The sequence below is a fragment of the Streptomyces sp. SID8352 genome, assembly GCF_009862265.1.
Taxonomy (GTDB): Bacteria; Actinomycetota; Actinomycetes; order Streptomycetales; family Streptomycetaceae; genus Streptomyces.
Genome location: NZ_WWGX01000064.1, coordinates 1 through 19929, shown reverse-complemented (window position 1 = coordinate 19929; position 19929 = coordinate 1). Strand labels below are relative to the sequence as shown.

The following is a 19929-nucleotide window of genomic DNA, read 5'->3' as shown; positions in this document are numbered from 1 at the left end:
AGGGTGTGTCCCGGTTCGTGGAGGTGGGTCCGGATGCCGTGCTGACGGCGATGGCCCGGCAGATCCTCGACGAGGACCAGGCGGTCTTCGTCCCGACGCTGCGGGCGCGTACTCCCGAGCCCGAGGCCTTCGCGGCCTTCCTGGGCCAGGCCCACTGCGCCGGTGTCCCGGTCGACTGGGCCGTGTTCTACGCCGGTACCGGTGTGCGGCGGGTCGACCTGCCGACCTACGCCTTCCAGCGCGAGCGCTACTGGCTGGCGCCCGCCGTCTCCGGTGACCCGGCCGCTGCCGGGCTGGGCCGGATCGAGCACCCGGTGCTCGGCGCGGCGGTCGCGGTAGGCGACCGGGACGAGTGGGTGTTCACCGGGCGGCTGTCCCGGGACACCGCGCCCTGGGTGACCGACCACAGGGTGCTCGGCATGGTCGTCGTCCCCGGAACGGCCCTGGTCGAACTGGCCCTGGCCGCCGGGCGGCAGGTCGGCCTGCCCGTGCTGGAGGAACTGGTCCTGGAGGCCCCGCTGCTGCTGGACGGCGGCGCGGCGGTCAGCACACAGGTCACCGTGGGTGCCCCCGACGCCGACGGACGGCGCGAGGTCGCCGTGTTCTCCCGTCCCGGCGACGGGAGCGGTACCCGGGCGGAGGAGACCGGGCAGGTCGTGTGCCACGCCCGGGGCGCCCTGACCGGCGCCGTGGACCCGGCCCCGGCCTGGCCCGCCCAGTGGCCCCCGGCCGGAGCCGAGCGGATCGCCGTCGACGTGCTCTACGCCCGCCTCGCGGACCTCGGGTACGCCTACGGGCCGGCCTTCCGGGGCGTCCGGGCGGCCTGGCGCGACGGCGACGCCGTGTACACCGAACTCGCCCTGGACGAGGCGCACATCGAGGCCGGCGGCTCCTTCGGGATGCACCCCGCGCTGTTCGACGCGGCCCTGCACGGCGGACTGGAGGGACTGGCGGAGGGGGACGGCTCCGCCATCCGCCTGCCCTTCTCCTGGTCCGGCGTCCATCTGGAGCTGCCCGGCCGCGCCCGGGTGCGGGCCCGGATCGCCCCGGCCGGGGAGTCGGGCCTGCGGATCGACCTCGCCGACGAGCGGGGGCGCACCGTCGGCGGTGTCGACCGCCTGGTCTTCCGTCCCGCCGAGCGGGCCGCCTTCGGCGCGGGCCGCGCCGCCGCGGCGCCCAGCGCGCTGTTCCGGACCGAGTGGACGGCCCTCGACGACATCGCCGCGCCGTCCCGCACCGAGGGTGTCGCCGTCCTCGGGGACCTCTCCGTCCCTGGTGCGGCGGGGTACGACGGTCTCGACGCGCTGGAGGCGGCCGTCGCCGCCGGGGCTCCAGCCCCCGGCACGGTCGTCGCCCTGATCCGGTCCGCGGGTGGACGGGCCGCCGGAGCGGAGGGGCCCGGCGCGGCCGCCGAGGCGGCGGCGGCCCGGGCCGTCGCCGGTGCCGCGCTGGACCTCGTCCAGCGGTGGCTGCGCTGCCCCGGACTCGACGACGCGCGCCTGGTGATCGTCACCCGGCACGGCGTGCCGGTCGGCCCGGACGCCCCCGACGCCGCGCTGGCCCCCGTGTGGGGTCTGGTGCGCTGCGCCCGGTCCGAGCACCCCGGCCGCTTCGTCCTCCTGGACGTCGACACGGAGGAGACCGGCGCGCTCCCGTGGGACGCGGTGCTCGGCGCGGGGGAGAGTGAACTGGCGGTCCGCGAGGGCCGGGTGCTCGTGCCCCGGCTGGTGCGGGCGGCGCAGGCCGCGATGGCGCCCGGCGTCCCGTGGCGGCTCTCCGTCGAACGCGCCGGGTCCCTGGACGGCCTCGCCCTGGTGCCCTCGGACGCCGACCGGGCGCTGGCCCCCGGCGAGGTGCGCGTCGGCGTGCGGGCGGCCGGGCTGAACTTCCGGGACGTGCTGATCGCCCTGGGGACCTACCCGGGGGACGCGCCGCTCGGCAGCGAGGCGGCCGGTGTGGTCCTGGAGACGGGCGCCGAGGTGCGGGGACTGCGGCCCGGCGACCGGGTGATGGGCCTGGTGCCGGACGGCTTCGGCACCGTCGCCGTCACCGACGCCCGGATGGTCGCTCCGGTGCCCGAGGGCTGGTCGTACACCGAGGCGGCCTCGGTGCCCCTGGTGTTCCTCACCGCCTACTACGGGCTGGTGGACCTCGCGGGGCTGCGGCGGGGTGAGCGGCTGCTGGTGCACGCCGCCGCCGGAGGCGTGGGCATGGCGGCCGTCCANCTCGCCCGGCACTTCGGCGCCGAGGTGCTGGCCACCGCGAGCGAACCCAAGTGGGACGCCGTCCGCGCCCTGGGCGTGGCCGACGACGCCATCGCCTCCTCCCGTGACCTGTCGTTCCGGGACCGCTTCCTGGACGTCACCGGCGGCGAGGGCGTGGACGTGGTGCTGAACGCCCTCGCGGGCGACTTCATCGACGCCTCGCTCGATCTGCTGCCCCGGGGCGGCCGGTTCGTCGAGATGGGCAAGGCCGACCTGCGCGACCCGGACGTCGTGGCCGCCGAACGCGACGGCGTCCGCTACCGCTCCTACGACCTCTTCGAGGCGGGTCCGGACCGCATCCAGGAGATGCTGACGGAGATCCTGGCGCTGTTCGGCAAGGGGGTCCTGGAGCACGCCCCGGTGCGCACCTGGGACGTGCGGCGCGGAGCCGAGGCGTTCCGCTTCCTGCGCGAGGGCCGCAACACTGGCAAGGTCGTCCTCACCGTGCCCGCCCCGCTCGACCCCGAGGGCACCGTCCTCGTCACCGGCGGCACCGGCGGCCTCGGCGCCGTGTTCGCGCGGCACCTGGTGGCGGCGTACGGGGCGCGGCACTTGCTGCTGGTCAGCCGCAGCGGACCGGCGGCCGAGGGCGCGGCCGGGCTGGCCGCCGAACTCACCGCGGCCGGGGCCGAGGTGCGGGTCGCCGCCTGCGACGTCGCCGACCGCGGGCAGGTGCGGGACCTGATCGCCTCGTGCGACCGGCCGCTGACGGCCGTCGTGCACACGGCGGGTGTCCTCGACGACGGCGTCGTCGAGTCCCTCACCCCCGAGCAGCTCGACCGGGTCATGCGGCCGAAGCTGGACGCCGCCCTCCACCTCCACGAACTCACCGCGGACGCCGACCTGTCGGCCTTCGTCCTGTTCTCCTCGGTGGCGGCCCTGATCGGCAGCCCCGGCCAGGCCAACTACGCCGCCGCCAACGCCGCCCTCGACGCCCTCGCGGTGCGCCGCCGGGCCGCCGGACTGGCCGGCACCTCCCTGGCCTGGGGACTCTGGGCGGAGGCCCGCAGCATGGCCGGCACCCTCGACGCGGGCAGTACCGCGCGCTGGGCGCGGATGGGCGTCGAGCCCCTCTCCAACGCCCTGGGCGTGGAACTCTTCGACACGGCGGAACTCCTGGACACGGCCCTTCCGGTGCCGGTGCGCCTGGACTCCGGAGCGCTGCGCGAACAGGCCCGGCTGGGCGGTCTTCCGGCCCTGCTGCGCGGACTCGTCCGCGACACGGGTGACGTCCCGGCGGACACCGCGGGCTCCTGGCAGGAGCGGATCGCCGAACTGGCCGAACCGGAACGCGAGGAGGCCGTGCGGGAGGTGGTGCGCGGCCATGTGGCCGCCGTGCTCGGACACGCGTCGGCGGCCACGGTCGACACCGGACTGCCGTTCAAACAGCTCGGGCTGGACTCGCTCGCCGCGGTGGAGCTGCGCAACCGGCTGACCAAGGCCACCGGTCTGCGGCTGCCGACCACGCTGGTCTTCGACCACCCGACACCGGACGCGGTGGTGCGGCTCCTCCACGAGCGGGTCGGCGCATCGGCCGAGGCCGCCCCCGATCCGCTGGAGGAGGCGCTGGGCCGGCTGGAGGCCCTGCTGGCCACCGGGAACGACGGGGAACTGCTCGGCCACGAACTGCGCCTGCGTTCCCTCGGCAACCGGCTCCGGACCGTCCTGGGGGGCATGGACGGCACCCGCGAGGAGGCCCTTCCGGAGGGCGCGGACGACTTCGACGAGGTCTCCGACGACGAGATGTTCGACATGATCGACAAAGAGATCGGATGGGCATGAGCGACCAGGCCGCGCGGGACGAGGCACAGGGCGGCGGCTCGATGGTTGACGAGCAGAAGCTCCGTCTGTACCTGAGGAAGGTGACGGGGGAGCTGCGCACGGCCAACCGGCGCATCCGCGACCTGGAGCAGCGGGAGGTCGAGCCGCTGGCGATCGTCGGCATGGCCTGCCGCTACCCGGGCGGGGTGGAGTCCCCGGAGGGGCTGTGGGAGCTGCTGGCGGAGGGCCGGGACGCGATCTCCGGTCTGCCGTCCGACCGGGGCTGGGACCTGGAGCGGCTCTACCACCCGGACCCCGAGCAGACCGGCACCGTGTACACCAGCGGCGGCGGATTCCTCGCCGGTGCCGGGGAGTTCGACGCCGGGTTCTTCGGGATCAGCCCCCGTGAGGCCCTCGCCATGGACCCGCAGCAGCGGCTGCTGCTGGAGGCGGCCTGGGAGGCGCTGGAGGACGCCGGGATCGACCCGGCCACACTGCGCGGCAGCGACACCGGGGTGTTCGCCGGTGTCGTGCCCATGGACTACAGCCTCGCCATGCCCCCCGAACTGGAGGGGTTCCGCCTGACGGGGACGACGTCGAGTGTGGTGTCGGGTCGGGTGGCGTACAGCTTGGGGTTCGAGGGTCCGGCGGTGACGGTGGACACGGCGTGTTCGTCGTCGTTGGTGGCGGTGCATCTTGCGGCGCAGGCGTTGCGGTCGGGGGAGTGTTCGCTGGCCCTGGTGGGTGGTGTGACGGTGATGTCGGGGCCGTTCCTGTTGCAGGAGTTCAGTCGGCAGCGGGGGTTGGCGCCGGACGGTCGTTGCAAGTCGTACGCGGCGTCGGCGGACGGCACCGGTTTCTCGGACGGTCTCGGGCTGCTCGTGGTCGAGCGTCTGTCGGACGCGCGGCGCAANGGTCACCGGGTGCTGGGGGTGATCCGGGGCAGTGCGGTCAANCAGGATGGTGCGAGCAATGGTCTGACGGCGCCGAACGGTCCGTCGCAGGAGCGGGTGATCCGGCAGGCGCTCGCCAACGCGGGCCTGTCGGCGGCCGATGTGGACGCGGTCGAGGGGCATGGGACGGGCACGCGGTTGGGTGACCCGATCGAGGCGCAGGCCCTTCTCGCCACCTACGGCCAGGAGCGGACGCACGGCCCGCTGCGGCTGGGCTCCATCAAGTCCAACATCGGCCACAGCTCCGCCGCGGCGGGTGTCGCGGGCGTGATCAAGATGGTCATGGCGATGCGGAACGGCGTCCTGCCGCAGACGCTCAACGTCGACGAGCCGTCCCCGCACATCGACTGGACCGCGGGCGAGGTGCGCCTCCTCACCGAGGCCGAGGCGTGGCCGAGCGGTGAACGACCCCGCCGTGCGGGCGTCTCCTCCTTCGGCGTGAGCGGCACCAACGCCCATGTCATCCTCGAAGAGGCCCCGGAGGAGGCCGAGTCGCCCGAGGCCGGGGGCCCGACCCCCGTCGAGCCCTCCGCCGTGCCCGTGATCGTGTCCGGCCGCACCCCCGAGGCGCTCGCCGCGCAGGCCCGGCGGCTGCACGCGCACCTGCTGGCCCGGCCCGCGCTGCGCCCGCTCGACGTGGCCTACTCCGCCGTCGTCTCCCGCGCCCAGCTCGACCACCGGGCGTCCGTCGTCGCCACCTGCCGCGACACCCTGCTCGCGGGGCTCGGCGCACACGCGGACGGGCTGCCCGGCGGCGCCTCCCTCGCGGGCAGGACCGCCTTCCTCTTCTCCGGTCAGGGCGCCCAGCGCCCCGGAATGGGCACCGGACTCGCCGCCGCCCACCCGGAGTTCGCCCGGCGGCTCGACGAGGTCTGCGCCCGTCTGGACCGGCACCTCGACCGCCCGCTCAGGGCACTGCTGTCCGCGCCGGAGGGTTCGCCCGAGGCCGCGCTGCTGGACCGCACCGAGTACACCCAGGCCGCCCTCTTCGCCGTCGAGGTCGCCCTGCACGGGCTGCTGGAATCCCTCGGCGTCGTGCCGGACGTCCTGATCGGGCACTCCGTCGGCGAGATCGCCTGCGCCCACGTGGCGGGAGTGCTGTCCCTGGAGGACGCGTGCGCCCTGGTGGCGGCGCGCGGACGGCTGATGGGCGCGCTGCCCGGCGGCGGCGGAATGGCCGCGGTCGAGGCCACCCGGGAGGAGGTCGAGGAGTCCCTCACCGCCCACGCGGGCCGGCTGTCCGTCGCGGCCGTCAACGGGCCCCGCTCCGTGGTCGTCTCCGGCGACGCCGACGCCCTCGACGCCTGGCTGACCGCCTGGACCGACCGCAGGACCACCCGTCTGCGGGTGAGCCACGCCTTCCACTCGCCGCTCATGGAGCCGATGCTCGAAGCGTTCCGCGCCGTGGCGGCCGGACTGACCCTCCACGAGCCGAGGCTCCCGGTGGTCTCCAACCTCACCGGCGGCCTCGTCTCCGCCGAACTGACCGACCCCTCCTACTGGGTGAACCACGTCCGCGAGGCCGTGCGCTTCGCCGACGGGGTGCGCACCCTGGCCGCCGAGGGCGTCACCCGCTTCGTGGAGGTCGGCCCGGGCGGGACGCTGACCGCCCTGGCCCGGCAGACCCTCGACGACACCGACGAGGCCCTCTTCGTGCCGGTGCTCCGCTCCCGCACCCCCGAGGCGGAGGCGTTCGCCGACTTCCTGGGCCGGGCCCACACCGCCGGGATCCCCGTCGCCTGGGACGCCTTCTACGACGGGACCGGCGCCCGCCGGGTGGAGTTGCCGACGTACGCCTTCCAGCGCGAGCGCTACTGGCTCGCGCAGGGAGCCGCGGCCGGTGACCCGGCGGCGGCCGGACTGGGCCGGATCGAGCACCCGGTGCTCAGCGCCGAGGTCGCGGTCGGCGACCGGGACGAGTGGGTCTTCACCGGACTCCTCTCCCGCGACGGACTGCCCTGGCTCGACGGCCACATGGTGCTGGACACGGTGGTCGTGCCCGGCACGGCGCTGGTGGAACTGGCGGTCGCCGCAGGGCGCCAGGTCGGCGCCTGGGAACTGGAGGAACTGGTCCTGGAGGCCCCGCTGGTGCTGGACGGCACGGCGGCGGCACGGATGCAGGTCACCGTGGCCGCCCCCGACGCCGAGGGGCGGCGCGCGACCGCGGTCTTCTCCCGCGCCGGCGACGGCGCCGGGACGGTGTGCCACGCCCGCGGCACCCTGAGCGCCGACGGAGCGAGGGAGGACGGACCGCGCACCGGCGAACCGGGCGCGGCGGAGGCCGACGCGGGCGGTGGCGCCGACTGGCCCGCCGAGTGGCCGCCCGCCGGGGCCGCCCCGGTCGCCGTCGAGACCCTCTACGCCCGCTTCGCCGGCCTGGGGCTCGACTACGGGCCCGCGTTCCGCAACGTCCGCGCCGCCTGGCGCGACACGGACGCCGTCTACGCCGAGGTGGAACTGGGGCCGGAGGACGCCGCCCGGGCCACCGGGTTCGCGCTCCACCCGGCCCTGTTCGACGCCGCCCTGCACGGCGGCCTCGACTGGCTCGACCGGGGCGACGGCGCGGTACGGCTGCCGTTCTCCTGGTCGGGCGTGCGCCTGGGCACGGCGGCGACGGCCGCCCGGGTCCGGATCACCGCCGCCGGTGCCCCCGGCGGCGGCTCCGGCGGGGGTGCCGCCCTGTGCGTCGAACTGCGCACCGAGACGGGCGAGTCCGTCGCCCGCGTCGCCGAACTCGCCTTCCGCGCCGTGGAACCCGGGCAGCTCCGGACCGCGCGGTCCGGCGCCGGCGACTCCCTGTTCACCGTCGACTGGGTCCCGGCCCCCGCAGCCACCACCGCACCGGCGTCCCGCGTGCACCTCCTGGAACCCGGCGACCCCGGCGCGCTCGACGCACTCCTGCGGTCGGTGTCGGCCGGGGCCGCGCCGCCGCCCGACCTCGTCGTCGCCCGCGTCCCCACTCCCGCGGGGCCCGCGGCCGAGGCCGCCCACACCGTGGCCCGGGACGTCCTCGCCCTCCTCCACCGGTGGCTGGACGCCGAACCCCTCACCGCCGCCCGGCTGCTGGTCGCCACCCGGCACGGCGTCGCCGTCGGCGAGGAGAGCGCCGACCCGGCCACCGCGCCCGTCTGGGGACTGCTGCGGACGGCCCAGTCCGAGCACCCCGGCCGCTTCCTCCTCGTCGACCTCGACGACGACGTCATGGACGGCACCGACGCCGCCGGCTGGGGCGCCCTGGCCGCGACGGACGAACCGCAGTTCGCCGTGCGCGCCGGACGGACCCTCGTCCCCCGGCTCGCCCGCACCGCCCCCGCGCCCGCCGCCCCCGCCACCGGCTGGGACCCGGACGGCACGGTGCTCATCACCGGCGGCACGGGCGGCCTGGGCGCCGTCCTCGCCGAGCACCTCGCCCGCCACCACGGCACGCGCCACCTCGCCCTGGTCAGCCGGAGCGGTCCGGCCGCCGACGGCGTGCCCGCACTCGTCGCCCGGCTGGAGGCCCTGGGCGCCCGCGTCCGCGTCGACGCCTGCGACGTCGGCGACCGGACGGCCCTCGCCGCCCTGCTCGACTCCCTGGAACAGCCCCTCACCGCCGTCGTCCACGCCGCCGGGGTCCTCGACGACGGACTCCTCGGCACCATGACCCCGGAGCGGCTGGACCGGGTGCTCCGGCCCAAGCTCGACGCCGCGCTCCACCTCCACGAACTGACCGCCGACCGCGGCCCGGTGGCCCTCGTGCTGTTCTCCTCGGTCACCGCGCTCCTCGGTACCCCCGGCCAGGCCAACTACGCCGCGGCCAACGCCGCCCTCGACGCGCTCGCCGCCCGGCGCCGCGCCGCCGGACAGCCCGCCGTCTCCCTGGCCTGGGGCCTCTGGGCGGAATCCGGCGGCATGGGCGGCGGACTCGGCGGCGCCGACCTGGCCCGCCTCGCCCGGGGCGGCATCCGCCCGCTGCCCACCGCCCTCGGACTGGAGCTCTTCGACCGCGCGCTCGGGGCCGGCCCGGCCCTGCTCGCCCCCGTCCTCCTGGACCTCGGCGCCCTGCGCGCCGCCGCCCGGGAGAACGCCCCCGCCGCCCTGCTGCGGGGCCTGGCCCCCGACCGCGTCCGGCGCACCGCAACCACCGGAGTGACCCTGGCCGCCCGCCTCGCGGGCCTGCCCGCCGCCGAACGGGACCGGACCGTCCTCGAATTCGTCCAGCAGCAGGTGGCGGCCGTCCTCGGTCACACCTCGCCCGGCGGCATCAACCCCGAACGGGCCTTCAAGGACCTCGGCTTCGACTCGCTGTCCGCCGTCGACCTGCGCAACCGGCTGAACCAGGCCAGCGGACTGCGGCTGCCCCCCACCATGGTCTTCGACCACCCCACCGCGGCGTCCGTCGCGGAACTGCTCCTGTCCGAACTCGGCGACGGCGACGCGGCCGCCCCCGCGACGGGCTCCGCCGAGCAGCAACTCGACCGGCTGGAAACGCTGGTCACCACCCTGGAGGGCGCCGAGAAGGCGCGCGTGGCCGACCGGCTGCGCCTCCTCCTCGACACGATCACGGGCAGCGGCGGCACACCGCGCACCGGCGACCGCATCGAAGCGGCCAGCACCATGGACGAGGTCCTGGAGTTGCTGGACGCCGAGTTCGGCGGCGCGTAGCCATGCCCGATTCCACCACGCAACGAACAGGACCCCGGGGATGAGCACCGAAGTGAGCGACGCCCAGCAGCAGGAGAAGCTCGTCCGCTACGTCAAGCGGCTGGCCGGCGACCTCGACACGGCCCGCAGCCGCATCCGCGCCTACGAGGACCGCGCCAACGAGCCCCTCGCCGTCGTCGGCATGAGCTGCCGCTACCCGGGCGGGGTCACCAGCCCCGAGGAGTTCTGGCAACTCCTGGCCGACGGCCGGGTCGGCACCGCCGCCGAGTTCCCCGCCGACCGCGGCTGGGACCTCGACAACCTGTACGACCCCGACCCCGACCACACCGGCACCTCCTACGCCCGCGGCGGCGGATTCGTCGACCGCGCCGCCGAGTTCGACGCCGAGTTCTTCGGGATCAGCCCCCGCGAGGCCCTGGTCATGGACCCGCAGCAGCGGCTCCTGCTGGAGACCTCCTGGGAGGCGTTCGAGGACGCCGGGATCGACATCACCACCCTGCGCGGCAGCGACACCGGCGTCTTCTGCGGAGTGATGTACCAGGACTACCAGTTCGTCGCGGGCACCAGCGACCGGCGGCCCGAGGTGGAGGGCTACCTCTCCATCGCCTCCGCCGGCAGCGTCGCCTCCGGCCGCATCAGCTACACCTTCGGCTTCACCGGGCCCGCCGTCACCGTCGACACCGCCTGCTCCTCCTCCCTGGTCGCCGTCCACCAGGCCGCCCAGGCGCTGCGCGCCCGGGAGTGCTCCCTCGCCCTCGTCGGCGGCGTCACCGTCCTCGCCCGCCCGAACATCTTCATCGAGTTCAGCCGCCAGCGCGGGGTCTCCCCGGACGGCCGCTGCAAGGCCTTCTCCGCCGCCGCCGACGGGACGGGCTGGGGCGAGGGCGTCGGCGTACTGCTGCTGGAACGGCTCTCGGACGCGGAGCGCCTGGGCCACCCGGTGCTGGCGGTGGTGCGCGGCTCCGCCGTCAACCAGGACGGCGCCTCCAACGGCCTCACCGCCCCCAACGGCCCCTCCCAGGAGCGGGTCATCCGCCAGGCGCTCGCCGACGCCGGGCTCCGCCCCGCCGACATCGACGCCGTCGAGGGCCACGGCACCGGCACCCCGCTCGGCGACCCCATCGAGGCCAAGGCCCTGCTGGCCACCTACGGCCGCGAACGCGAGAACGGACCGCTGCGCCTCGGCTCCGTCAAGTCCAACATCGGCCACACCCAGGCCGCCGCCGGAGCCGCCGGGATCATCAAGATGGTGATGGCGCTCCGCAACGGCGAACTCCCGCGCACCCTGCACGTGGACAAGCCCTCCGGAAACGTGGACTGGACCGCCGGCGAGGTCAGCCTTCTCACCGAGGCCAGCCCCTGGCCCGCCGGGGACCGGCCCCGCCGGGCCGGCGTCTCCTCCTTCGGCGTCAGCGGCACCAACGCGCACGTCATCCTCGAAGAGGCACCCGCCGCGGACCCCGGTACCGCCGAGGACCCGGCACCGGACACCACCGGCACCGCCGCGAGTGCCCCCGCGGCCCTGCCGGTGCTGCTCTCCGCCGCCTCCGACACCGCCCTGCGCGCCCAGGCCGACCGGCTGCGCGCCCTCATGATCGCCAAGCCGGACCTGTCCGTCGCCGACATCGCCTACTCCTCCGCCGCGACCCGCGCCCACCTCGACAGGCGCGCCGCCGTGGTCGCCACCGACCGCGGCACCCTCCTGTCCGGGCTCAAGGCCCTCTCCGCCGCCGAACCCGCCGCGCACGTCGCCGAGGGCCGGGTCACCGGCGGCCGCACCGTCTTCGTCTTCCCCGGCCAGGGCGCCCAGTGGCAGGGCATGGCGGTGGACCTGCTGGAGACCGCGCCCGTCTTCGCCGCCGAGATCGCCGCCTGCGCCGCCGCCCTCGCCCCCCACGTCGACTGGGACCTGGAGGCCGTCCTGCGCGGCGCCCCCGGCGCCCCCACCCTGGAGCGGGTGGACGTGGTCCAGCCCGCCCTGTTCTCCGTCATGGTCTCCCTCGCCGCGCTCTGGCAGTCGTACGGAGTGGTCCCCGAGGCCGTCCTCGGCCACTCCCAGGGCGAGATCGCCGCCGCCTACGTGGCCGGCGGTCTCACCCTCGACGACGCCGCCCGCGTCGTCGCCCTGCGCAGCCGGGCCATCCGCGAAGGCCTCGCCGGACAGGGCGGCATGGCATCCGTGGCCCTGCCCGTCGAGCGGGTCGAGGAACTCCTCGCCCCCTACGGCGGACGCGTCTCCGTCGCCGCCGTCAACGGCCCGACCGCCGTCGTCGTCTCCGGCGAGCCCACCGCCCTCGACGAACTGGCCGCCTTCTGCGAGGAGTCCGGCGTCCGCTTCCACCGGGTCTCCGTCGACTACGCCTCCCACTCCGCGCAGGTCGCCGCCATCGAGGCCGAACTCCTCGACGTGCTCGCCCCCATCACGCCCAGGCCCGGCCGCATCCCCTTCTACTCCACCCTCCGCGAGGAGTTCACCGACACCACCGAACTCGGCGCCGACTACTGGTACCGCAACCTCCGCGGCCAGGTCCGCTTCGAGTCCGGCGTCCGCGCCCTCCTCGACCAGGGACTCAACTGCTTCGTCGAGGTCTCCCCGCACCCCGTGCTCAGGGTCCCCGTCGAGGAGAGCGTCCAGGCCCTGGACGCGGCCGACCGCGCCGCGGTCCTCGGCTCCCTCCGCCGCGAAGAGGGCGGCTTCGCCCGCTTCGCGCGCTCCCTGGCCGAGGCCCACGCCGCCGGTGCCGCCGTCGACTGGCGGGCCTTCCACGCGGGAGGCACCGCCGCCCGCGTCGACCTGCCCACCTACGCCTTCCAGCGCCGGCGGTACTGGATGATGCCCGGCTCGGCGGGCGACCCCGCGGCCGCCGGACTCGGCCGGTTCACCCACCCGGTGCTCTCCGCCGCCGTACCCGTCGGCGACCGCGACGAGACCCTCTTCACCGGCCGCGTCTCCCAGGACTCCCAGCCCTGGACCCGGGACCACGCCGTCCTCGGCACCGTCCTGCTGCCCGGCGCCGCCCTCGTCGAGGTCGTCCTCGCCGCCGGGGCCGGGACCGGGGCCCCCGTCATCGACGAACTCGTCCTCCACGCCCCGCTGGTCCTCGCCGAGGACACCGCCCGCCAGGTCCAGGTGATCGTCGGCACCGAGGACGCCGACGGCCACCGCGAGGTCGCCGTCTACTCCCGCCCCGAGGGCTCCGAGGAACCCCCGGTCCGCCACGCCCACGGCCGCCTCACCGCCCACGCCGAACCCGCCCGCCCGCTCGGCCCCTGGCCGCCCGCCGGGGCCGACCCCGTAGCCGTCGACGGCCTCTACCCCCGGGCCGACGCCGCCGGATACGAGTACGGCCCCCTCTTCCAGGGCCTGCGCGCCGCCTGGCGCTCCGGCGACGACCTCTACGCCGAGATCGCGCTGCCCGAGGGCGCCGGCGGCGAGGGCTTCGGCCTCCACCCCGCCCTCTTCGACGCCGTCCTGCACGGCGCCCTCGTCGGGAAGGACCTCGCCTCCGGCGTCGACCTGCCCTTCTCCTGGGCCGGAGTCCGTCTCGGCCCCGGCACCCCCGGCCCCCGGGTCCGCGCCCGCCTCACCCGGACCGACGGCTCCGCGCTGCGCATCGACGTGACCGACGAACACGGCGTGCCCGTCGTCACCGTCGACGAACTGACCGTACGGCCCGTCGACCGGGCCCAGCTGGAGGGCGGCCACGGCGCCGGGCAGAACGCCCTGTTCCGCCTCGACTGGACCCCCGCCGCCGAGGCCGATCCCCGCCCCGTCACCGTGGCCCTGCTCGGCGCCGCCGCCTCGCTCGGCGCCCCCGGCGAGCACCACGCCGACCTGGACGCCCTGGAACGCGCCGTCGCCGCGGGCGCCCCCGTGCCCGACGTGGTCGTCGCCACCGTCGAACCCGGCACCGACGGCCACGCCGCCGAACGGGCCCGTGCCCTGTCCGCCCGCACCCTGGAACTCCTCCAGCGGTGGATCGCCGCCGAGACCCTGGCGGGCGCCCGCCTGACGCTCGTGACCCGCGACGCCGTCGCCGTCGGCGAGCAGGCGCCCGACCTCGTCCAGGCACCCGTCTGGGGCCTGGTCCGCAGCGCCCAGTCCGAACACCCCGGCCGCCTCACCCTCGTCGACCTCGGCGGCCAGGACGCCGACGCGGCCGACTGGGCCGCGCTCCTCGGCGGCGACGAACCGCAGCTCGCCGTCCGCGCCGGACAGCTCCTCGTCCCGCGCCTCGCGCGCGCCGAGACCGGCACCGTCGACGGAGCCTGGCGGCTGGGCAGCCGCCGCAAGGGCTCCCTGGAGGACCTCGGCATCATCGCGTCCGCCGGTGACCGCCCGCTCGGCGTCAACGAGGTCCGCGTCGGCATCCGCGCCGCGGGACTCAACTTCCGCGACGTCCTGATCGCCCTCGGCACCTACCCGGGCGAGGCACCGCTCGGCAGCGAGGCCGCCGGAGTGATCCTCGAAGTCGGCGCCGCCGTCACCGACCTGGCCCCCGGGGACCGCGTCTTCGGCCTGGTCCTCGACGCCTTCGGCCCCGTCGCCGTCGCCGACCGCCGCACCGTCGTCCGCATGCCCGACAGCTTCACCTTCACCCAGGCCGCCGCCCTCCCCGTCGTCTACCTCACCGCCTACTACGGGCTGGTGGACCTCGCGGGGCTGCGGCGGGGTGAGCGGCTGCTGGTGCACGCCGCCGCCGGAGGCGTGGGCATGGCGGCCGTCCAACTCGCCCGGCACTTCGGCGCCGAGGTGCTGGCCACCGCGAGCGAACCCAAGTGGGACGCCGTCCGCGCCCTGGGCGTGACCGACGACGCCATCGCCTCCTCCCGCGACCTGTCGTTCCGGGACCGCTTCCTGGGCGTCACCGGCGGCGAGGGCGTGGACGTGGTGCTGAACGCCCTCGCGGGCGACTTTATCGACGCCTCGCTCGATCTGCTGCCCCGGGGCGGCCGGTTCGTCGAGATGGGCAAGGCCGATCTGCGCGACCCGGACGTCGTGGCCGCCGAACGCGACGGCGTCCGCTACCGCTCCTACGACCTGCTGGAGGCGGGCCCCGAGCGCATCCAGGAGATGCTCACCGAGGTCGTCGCCCTCTTCGAGAAGGGGGTCCTGGAGCACGCCCCGGTGCGCACCTGGGACGTGCGGCGCGGAGCCGAGGCGTTCCGCTTCCTGCGCGAGGGCCGCAACACCGGCAAGGTCGTCCTGACCGTGCCCGCCCCGCTCGACCCCGAGGGCACCGTCCTCGTCACCGGCGGCACCGGCGGCCTCGGCGCCCTCTTCGCCCGCCACCTCGCCGAACGGCACGGCGCCAAGCACCTCCTCCTGGTCAGCCGCCGCGGCCCCGCCGCCGACGGCGTACCGGAACTCCTCGCCGAACTGGCCGCACTGGGCGCCGACGCCCGCGCCGCCGCCTGCGACGTCTCCGACCGCGACCAACTCGCCGCCCTCCTCGCCGGCCTGGACCGGCCGCTGCGCGCCGTCATCCACTCGGCCGGCGTCCTGGACGACGGCGTCATCGAGTCCCTCACCCCCGAACAGGTCGAGCGGGTCATGCGGCCCAAGATCGACGCCGCGCTCCACCTCCACGAACTCACCGCGGACAGCGACCTGACCGCCTTCGTTCTCTTCTCCTCCCTCGCCGCCCTGATCGGCAGCCCCGGCCAGGCCAACTACGCCGCCGCCAACGCCTTCCTGGACGCCCTCGCCGCCGACCGGCGCGCCGCGGGCCTGCCCGCCACCTCGCTGGCCTGGGGCCTCTGGGGCGACGCCACCGGCATGACCGGTGAACTCGGCGACGCCGAGATCGCCCGTCTCGCCCGGCTCGGCGTGGCCCCCCTCTCCAACGAACTCGGCCTCGAACTCTTCGACACCTCGGCCCGGTTGGACGAGCCCCTGCTCGTCCCCGCCCGCCTCGACCAGCCCGCCCTGCGGGCCCAGGCCCAGTCCGGCCTGCTGCCCACACTGCTGCGCGGACTCGTCAAGGCACCGGCCCGCCGCACCGGGACCGCGGGCGGCTCCCTCGCCGACCGCCTCGCCGGAACGGACCCCCAGGACTGGGAGACACTCGCCCTCGACCTCGTCCGCGCCCAGGTCGCCTCGGTGCTCGGCCATGCGGACGCCGGCGCGATCCAGCCCTCCCGGGCCTTCAAACAGCTCGGCTTCGACTCGCTGACCGCCGTCGAACTGCGGAACCGGCTGAGTCAGGCCACCGGGCTGCGGCTGCCCGCCACCCTGGTCTTCGACCATCCCACCCCCCTCGCCGTCGCCCGCTACCTCGTCGCCGCCGCCGTACCGGCCACCACGGCCGCCGACCCGGGCCGCCGCTCCGAGGAGGACGAGATCCGCGCCCTGCTGGCCTCGATCCCCCTCGCCCGGCTCCGCCAGGCCGGCCTCCTCGACGCCCTCGTCGAACTGGCCGCCACCGACCCCGCCGACACCGACACCGGGGACGAATCCGCCCTGTCCATCGAGGAGATCGACGAGATGGACGTCGCCGCGCTGATCCGCATGACCCAGGAAGACGTGGAATGAGCGACGACGCCACCACGTCCGATCCCAGAGAAGCTCAGAACACGGCCGCCGGCACGCGGCCGAACGGGGGAACCAAGGCGATGTCCGCCAACCAGAACGAACTCGTCGCGGCACTGCGCAAGTCGCTCAAGGAGACCGAACGCCTGCGCCAGCAGAACCGCAGGCTGCTGGCCCAGGCGAGCGAACCCATCGCCATCGTCGGCATGAGCTGCCGCTACGCGGGCGGCGCCACCTCCCCCCAGGAGCTGTGGCGGCTCGTGGCCGAGGGCCGGGACGGCATCTCCGCCCTGCCCGACGACCGGGGCTGGGACCTCGACCACCTCTACGACCCCGACCCCGAGCAGACCGGCAAGGTCTACACGAGCGGCGGCGGGTTCGTCGACGGCGTCGGCGACTTCGACGCGGGCTTCTTCGGCATCAGCCCCCGCGAGGCCCTCGCCATCGACCCCATGCAGCGCCTCCTCCTCGAAGCGTCCTGGGAGGCCCTGGAGGACGCCGGCATCGACCCGGCCGCCCTGCGCGGCACGGACACCGGCGTCTTCGCCGGAGCCGTCCTCTCCGACTACGGCAGCACCGGCGGCCCCGCCCAGCCCGAACTTGAGGGCTTCCGCCTCGCCGGAACCGCCTCCAGCGTCGTCTCCGGCCGCGTCGCCTACAGCTTCGGCTTCGAGGGCCCCGCCGTCACCGTGGACACGGCCTGCTCCTCCTCGCTCGTCGCGATGCACCTGGCCGCGCAGGCCCTGCGCTCCGGCGAGTGCTCCCTCGCGCTGGTGGGCGGCGTCACCGTCCTCGCGGGACCCTTCCTCCTCCAGGAGTTCAGCCGCCAGCGCGGACTGGCCACCGACGGCCGCTGCAAGCCGTACGCCGCCGCCGCGGACGGCACCGGCTTCTCCGACGGCGTCGGCCTGGTCGTGCTGGAGCGCCTCTCGGAGGCCCGGCGCAACGGCCACCGGGTCCTCGCGGTGATCCGGGGCAGTGCCATCAACCAGGACGGTGCGAGCAATGGTCTGACGGCGCCGAACGGTCCCTCGCAGGAGCGGGTGATCCGGCAGGCGCTCGCCAACGCGGGGCTCGCCCCCGCCGACGTGGACGCGGTCGAGGGCCATGGCACCGGTACTCGGCTGGGCGACCCCATCGAGGCGCATGCGCTGCTGGCGACGTACGGCCAGGAGCGGGTGAACGGCCCGCTTCGGCTGGGTTCGATCAAGTCGAACATCGGTCACACGTCGGCCGCGGCGGGTGTCGCGGGCGTGATCAAGATGGTCATGGCGATGCGGCACGAGGTGCTGCCGCGGACCCTCAACGTGGACGAGCCCTCCCCGGAGATCGACTGGACCGCGGGTGAGGTGCGCCTCCTCACGGAGGCCGAGACGTGGCCGAGCGGTGAGCGGCCGCGCCGCGCGGGCGTCTCCTCCTTCGGCATCAGCGGCACCAACGCCCACCTCATCCTCGAAGAGGCTCCGGCGGCCGAGGAGACCCCCGCCGCGGAGACGGAGACGTCCGGTGGCGGACACCCTGCGGTGGTGCCTGTGGTGGTGTCGGGCAGGAGTGCGGCTGCTGTGGTGGGTCAGGCGGAGCGGTTGAGGTCGCTTCTGCTGTCGCGGCCGGAACTGGGTGTCGCGGATGTGGCGTTCTCGGGTGTGGTGTCGCGGGCGCAGTTCGAGCGTCGGGCGGCCGTGGTGGCGTCCGACCGTGATGGGCTGGTCGCTGCCTTGCAGAAGGTCGTCGACGGCCGGACGGCCGCGCGGGCTGTTGTGGGTGGGAAGACGGGTTTCCTGTTCACGGGGCAGGGTGCGCAGCGTGCGGGGATGGGTGCGGGTCTTGCGGCGGCCTATCCGGTGTTCGCGTCGGCGTTGGACGAGGTGTGCGGTCACCTTGATCCGTTGCTGGGTCGTTCGTTGAGGGAGTTGTTGTTCGCGGCGGAGGGTTCGGCGGAGGCCGCTCTGTTGGACCGGACGGAGTTCACGCAGGCTGCGTTGTTCGCGGTTGAGGTGGCGTTGTTCCGTCTGCTGGAGTCGCTGGGTGTGACGCCCGATGTCGTGGTGGGGCATTCGGTGGGTGAGCTGGCGTGTGCTCATGTCGCCGGTGTGCTGTCGCTGGGGGATGCGGCGAAGCTGGTGGCGGCTCGTGGGCGGTTGATGGGTGCGCTGCCGGAGGGCGGCGGTATGGTCGCGGTCCAGGCGACGGAGGCCGAGGTCCTGGCGTCTCTGGAGGGCTTCGGGGGCCGGCTGTCCGTGGCTGCGGTGAACGGGCCGCTGGCCGTGGTGGTTTCGGGTGAGCTGACGGCACTGGACGAGTGGCTGCCGGTGTGGTCGGAGCGCAAGACGACGCGTCTGCGGGTGAGTCACGCGTTCCACTCGCCGTTGATGGAGCCGATGCTCGATGAGTTCCGTGCGGTTGCGGAGGGGCTGAGCTTCGAGTCACCCCGGATTGCGGTGGTGTCGAACCTGACCGGCGGCCTGGTTTCCGAGGAGCTGACCGACCCCTCCTACTGGGTCAACCACGTGCGGGAAGCGGTCCGTTTTGCCGACGGCATCGCGACCCTGGCCGCCGAGGGTGTGTCCCGGTTCGTGGAGGTGGGTCCGGATGCCGTGCTGACGGCGATGGCCCGGCAGATCCTCGACGAGGACCAGGCGGTCTTCGTCCCGGCGCTGCGGGCGCGTACTCCGGAGGTGGAGGCGTTCGCCGCATTCCTGGGGCAGGCGCACACGGCCGGTGTCCCGGTCGACTGGGCCGCGTTCTACGCCGGTACCGGTGTCCGGCGCGTCGACCTGCCGACCTACGCCTTCCAGCGCGAGCGCTACTGGCTGGCGCCCGGGGGAGGGGCCGTGGAACGGCCGGCCGACAGGGTGCCGTCCGGGGATGCCGGGGCGGCGGAGGCTCCGGAGGTTCCGACGGGTCCGGGCGCGGGTTCGCCGCTGGCCGAGCGGCTGGCCGGAGTCGAGGATGGCGGACGTGAGCGCGCCGTGCTGGAACTGGTAAGGGACGAGGTCGCCGGAGTCCTCGGACACTCTTCCGGAGACCGGGTCGACGAGCACCGGGCGTTCAAGGACCTCGGGTTCGACTCGCTCGCGGGTGTCGAGCTGAGCGAACGGCTCGCGGAGGTCACCGGCCTGCGGCTCCCCGGCTCCCTCGTCTTCGACCACCCGACCACCAGCGCCGTGGCCCGTCTGCTGCTGTCCGAGGTCGGAGGCCGGGAGCGGGCGGCGGCGCCGGTCACCGGGAGGACCACCGGCTCGGACGAGCCGCTGGCGATCGTCGGTATGGCCTGCCGCTATCCGGGTGGTGTGGCGAGCCCACAGGATCTCTGGCGGTTGGTCGCCGAGGGCCGGGACGCGGTCGGCGGTCTGCCGTCCGACCGGGGCTGGGACCTGGAGCGGCTCTACCACCCGGACCCCGAGCACACCGGCACCATCTACATGCGCGGCGGCAGCTTCCTGGAGGGCGTCGGCGACTTCGACGCCGGGTTCTTCGGGATCAGCCCCCGTGAGGCCAAGGCGATGGACCCGCAGCAGCGGCTGCTGCTGGAGGCGGCCTGGGAGGCGCTGGAGAGCGCCGGGATCGACCCGGCCACACTGCGCGGCAGCGACAGCGGAGTGTTCGCCGGTGTCATGCCGATGGACTACGGCACCTCCCCCGAGTACGCCGGGGCCATGCCCGCCGACGCCGAGGGGCTGCGCCTGACGGGGACGACGTCGAGTGTGGTGTCGGGTCGGGTGGCGTACAGCTTGGGGTTCGAGGGTCCGGCGGTGACGGTGGACACGGCGTGTTC

4 protein-coding genes are annotated in these 19929 nt (G+C 75.2%); all 4 read left to right on the top strand.

The window, feature by feature from the left end:
• Positions 1-17 precede the first annotated feature (17 nt).
• Positions 18-4046 carry an SDR family NAD(P)-dependent oxidoreductase gene (locus GTY84_RS19965; protein ID WP_161227668.1) on the top strand — a complete coding sequence of 1343 codons (4029 nt, stop codon included), beginning with the start codon at positions 18-20 and terminating at the stop codon, positions 4044-4046.
• Positions 4043-9622, top strand: a complete 5580-nt coding sequence (locus GTY84_RS19960; RefSeq protein WP_237532425.1) for a type I polyketide synthase — start codon at positions 4043-4045, stop codon at positions 9620-9622. Before GTY84_RS19965 ends, GTY84_RS19960 begins: the two co-directional genes overlap by 4 nt.
• Positions 9623-9662: 40 nt before the next feature.
• The gene (locus GTY84_RS34685; protein ID WP_202551446.1) at positions 9663-16157 is read left to right on the top strand and encodes a type I polyketide synthase; all 6495 of its coding nucleotides are present in this window, start codon (positions 9663-9665) and stop codon (positions 16155-16157) included.
• Positions 16158-16237: 80 nt separating this feature from the next.
• On the top strand, positions 16238-19929 hold a 3692-nt coding region (locus tag GTY84_RS19935; protein WP_161227761.1), incomplete at its 3' end, for a type I polyketide synthase.

What these genes read in the sequence shown, in the direction of transcription:
- GTY84_RS34685 (WP_202551446.1), top strand. Translation starts at nt 9,663, where the DNA reads ATGAGCACCGAAGTGAGCGACGCCCAGCAGCAGGAGAAGCTCGTCCGC.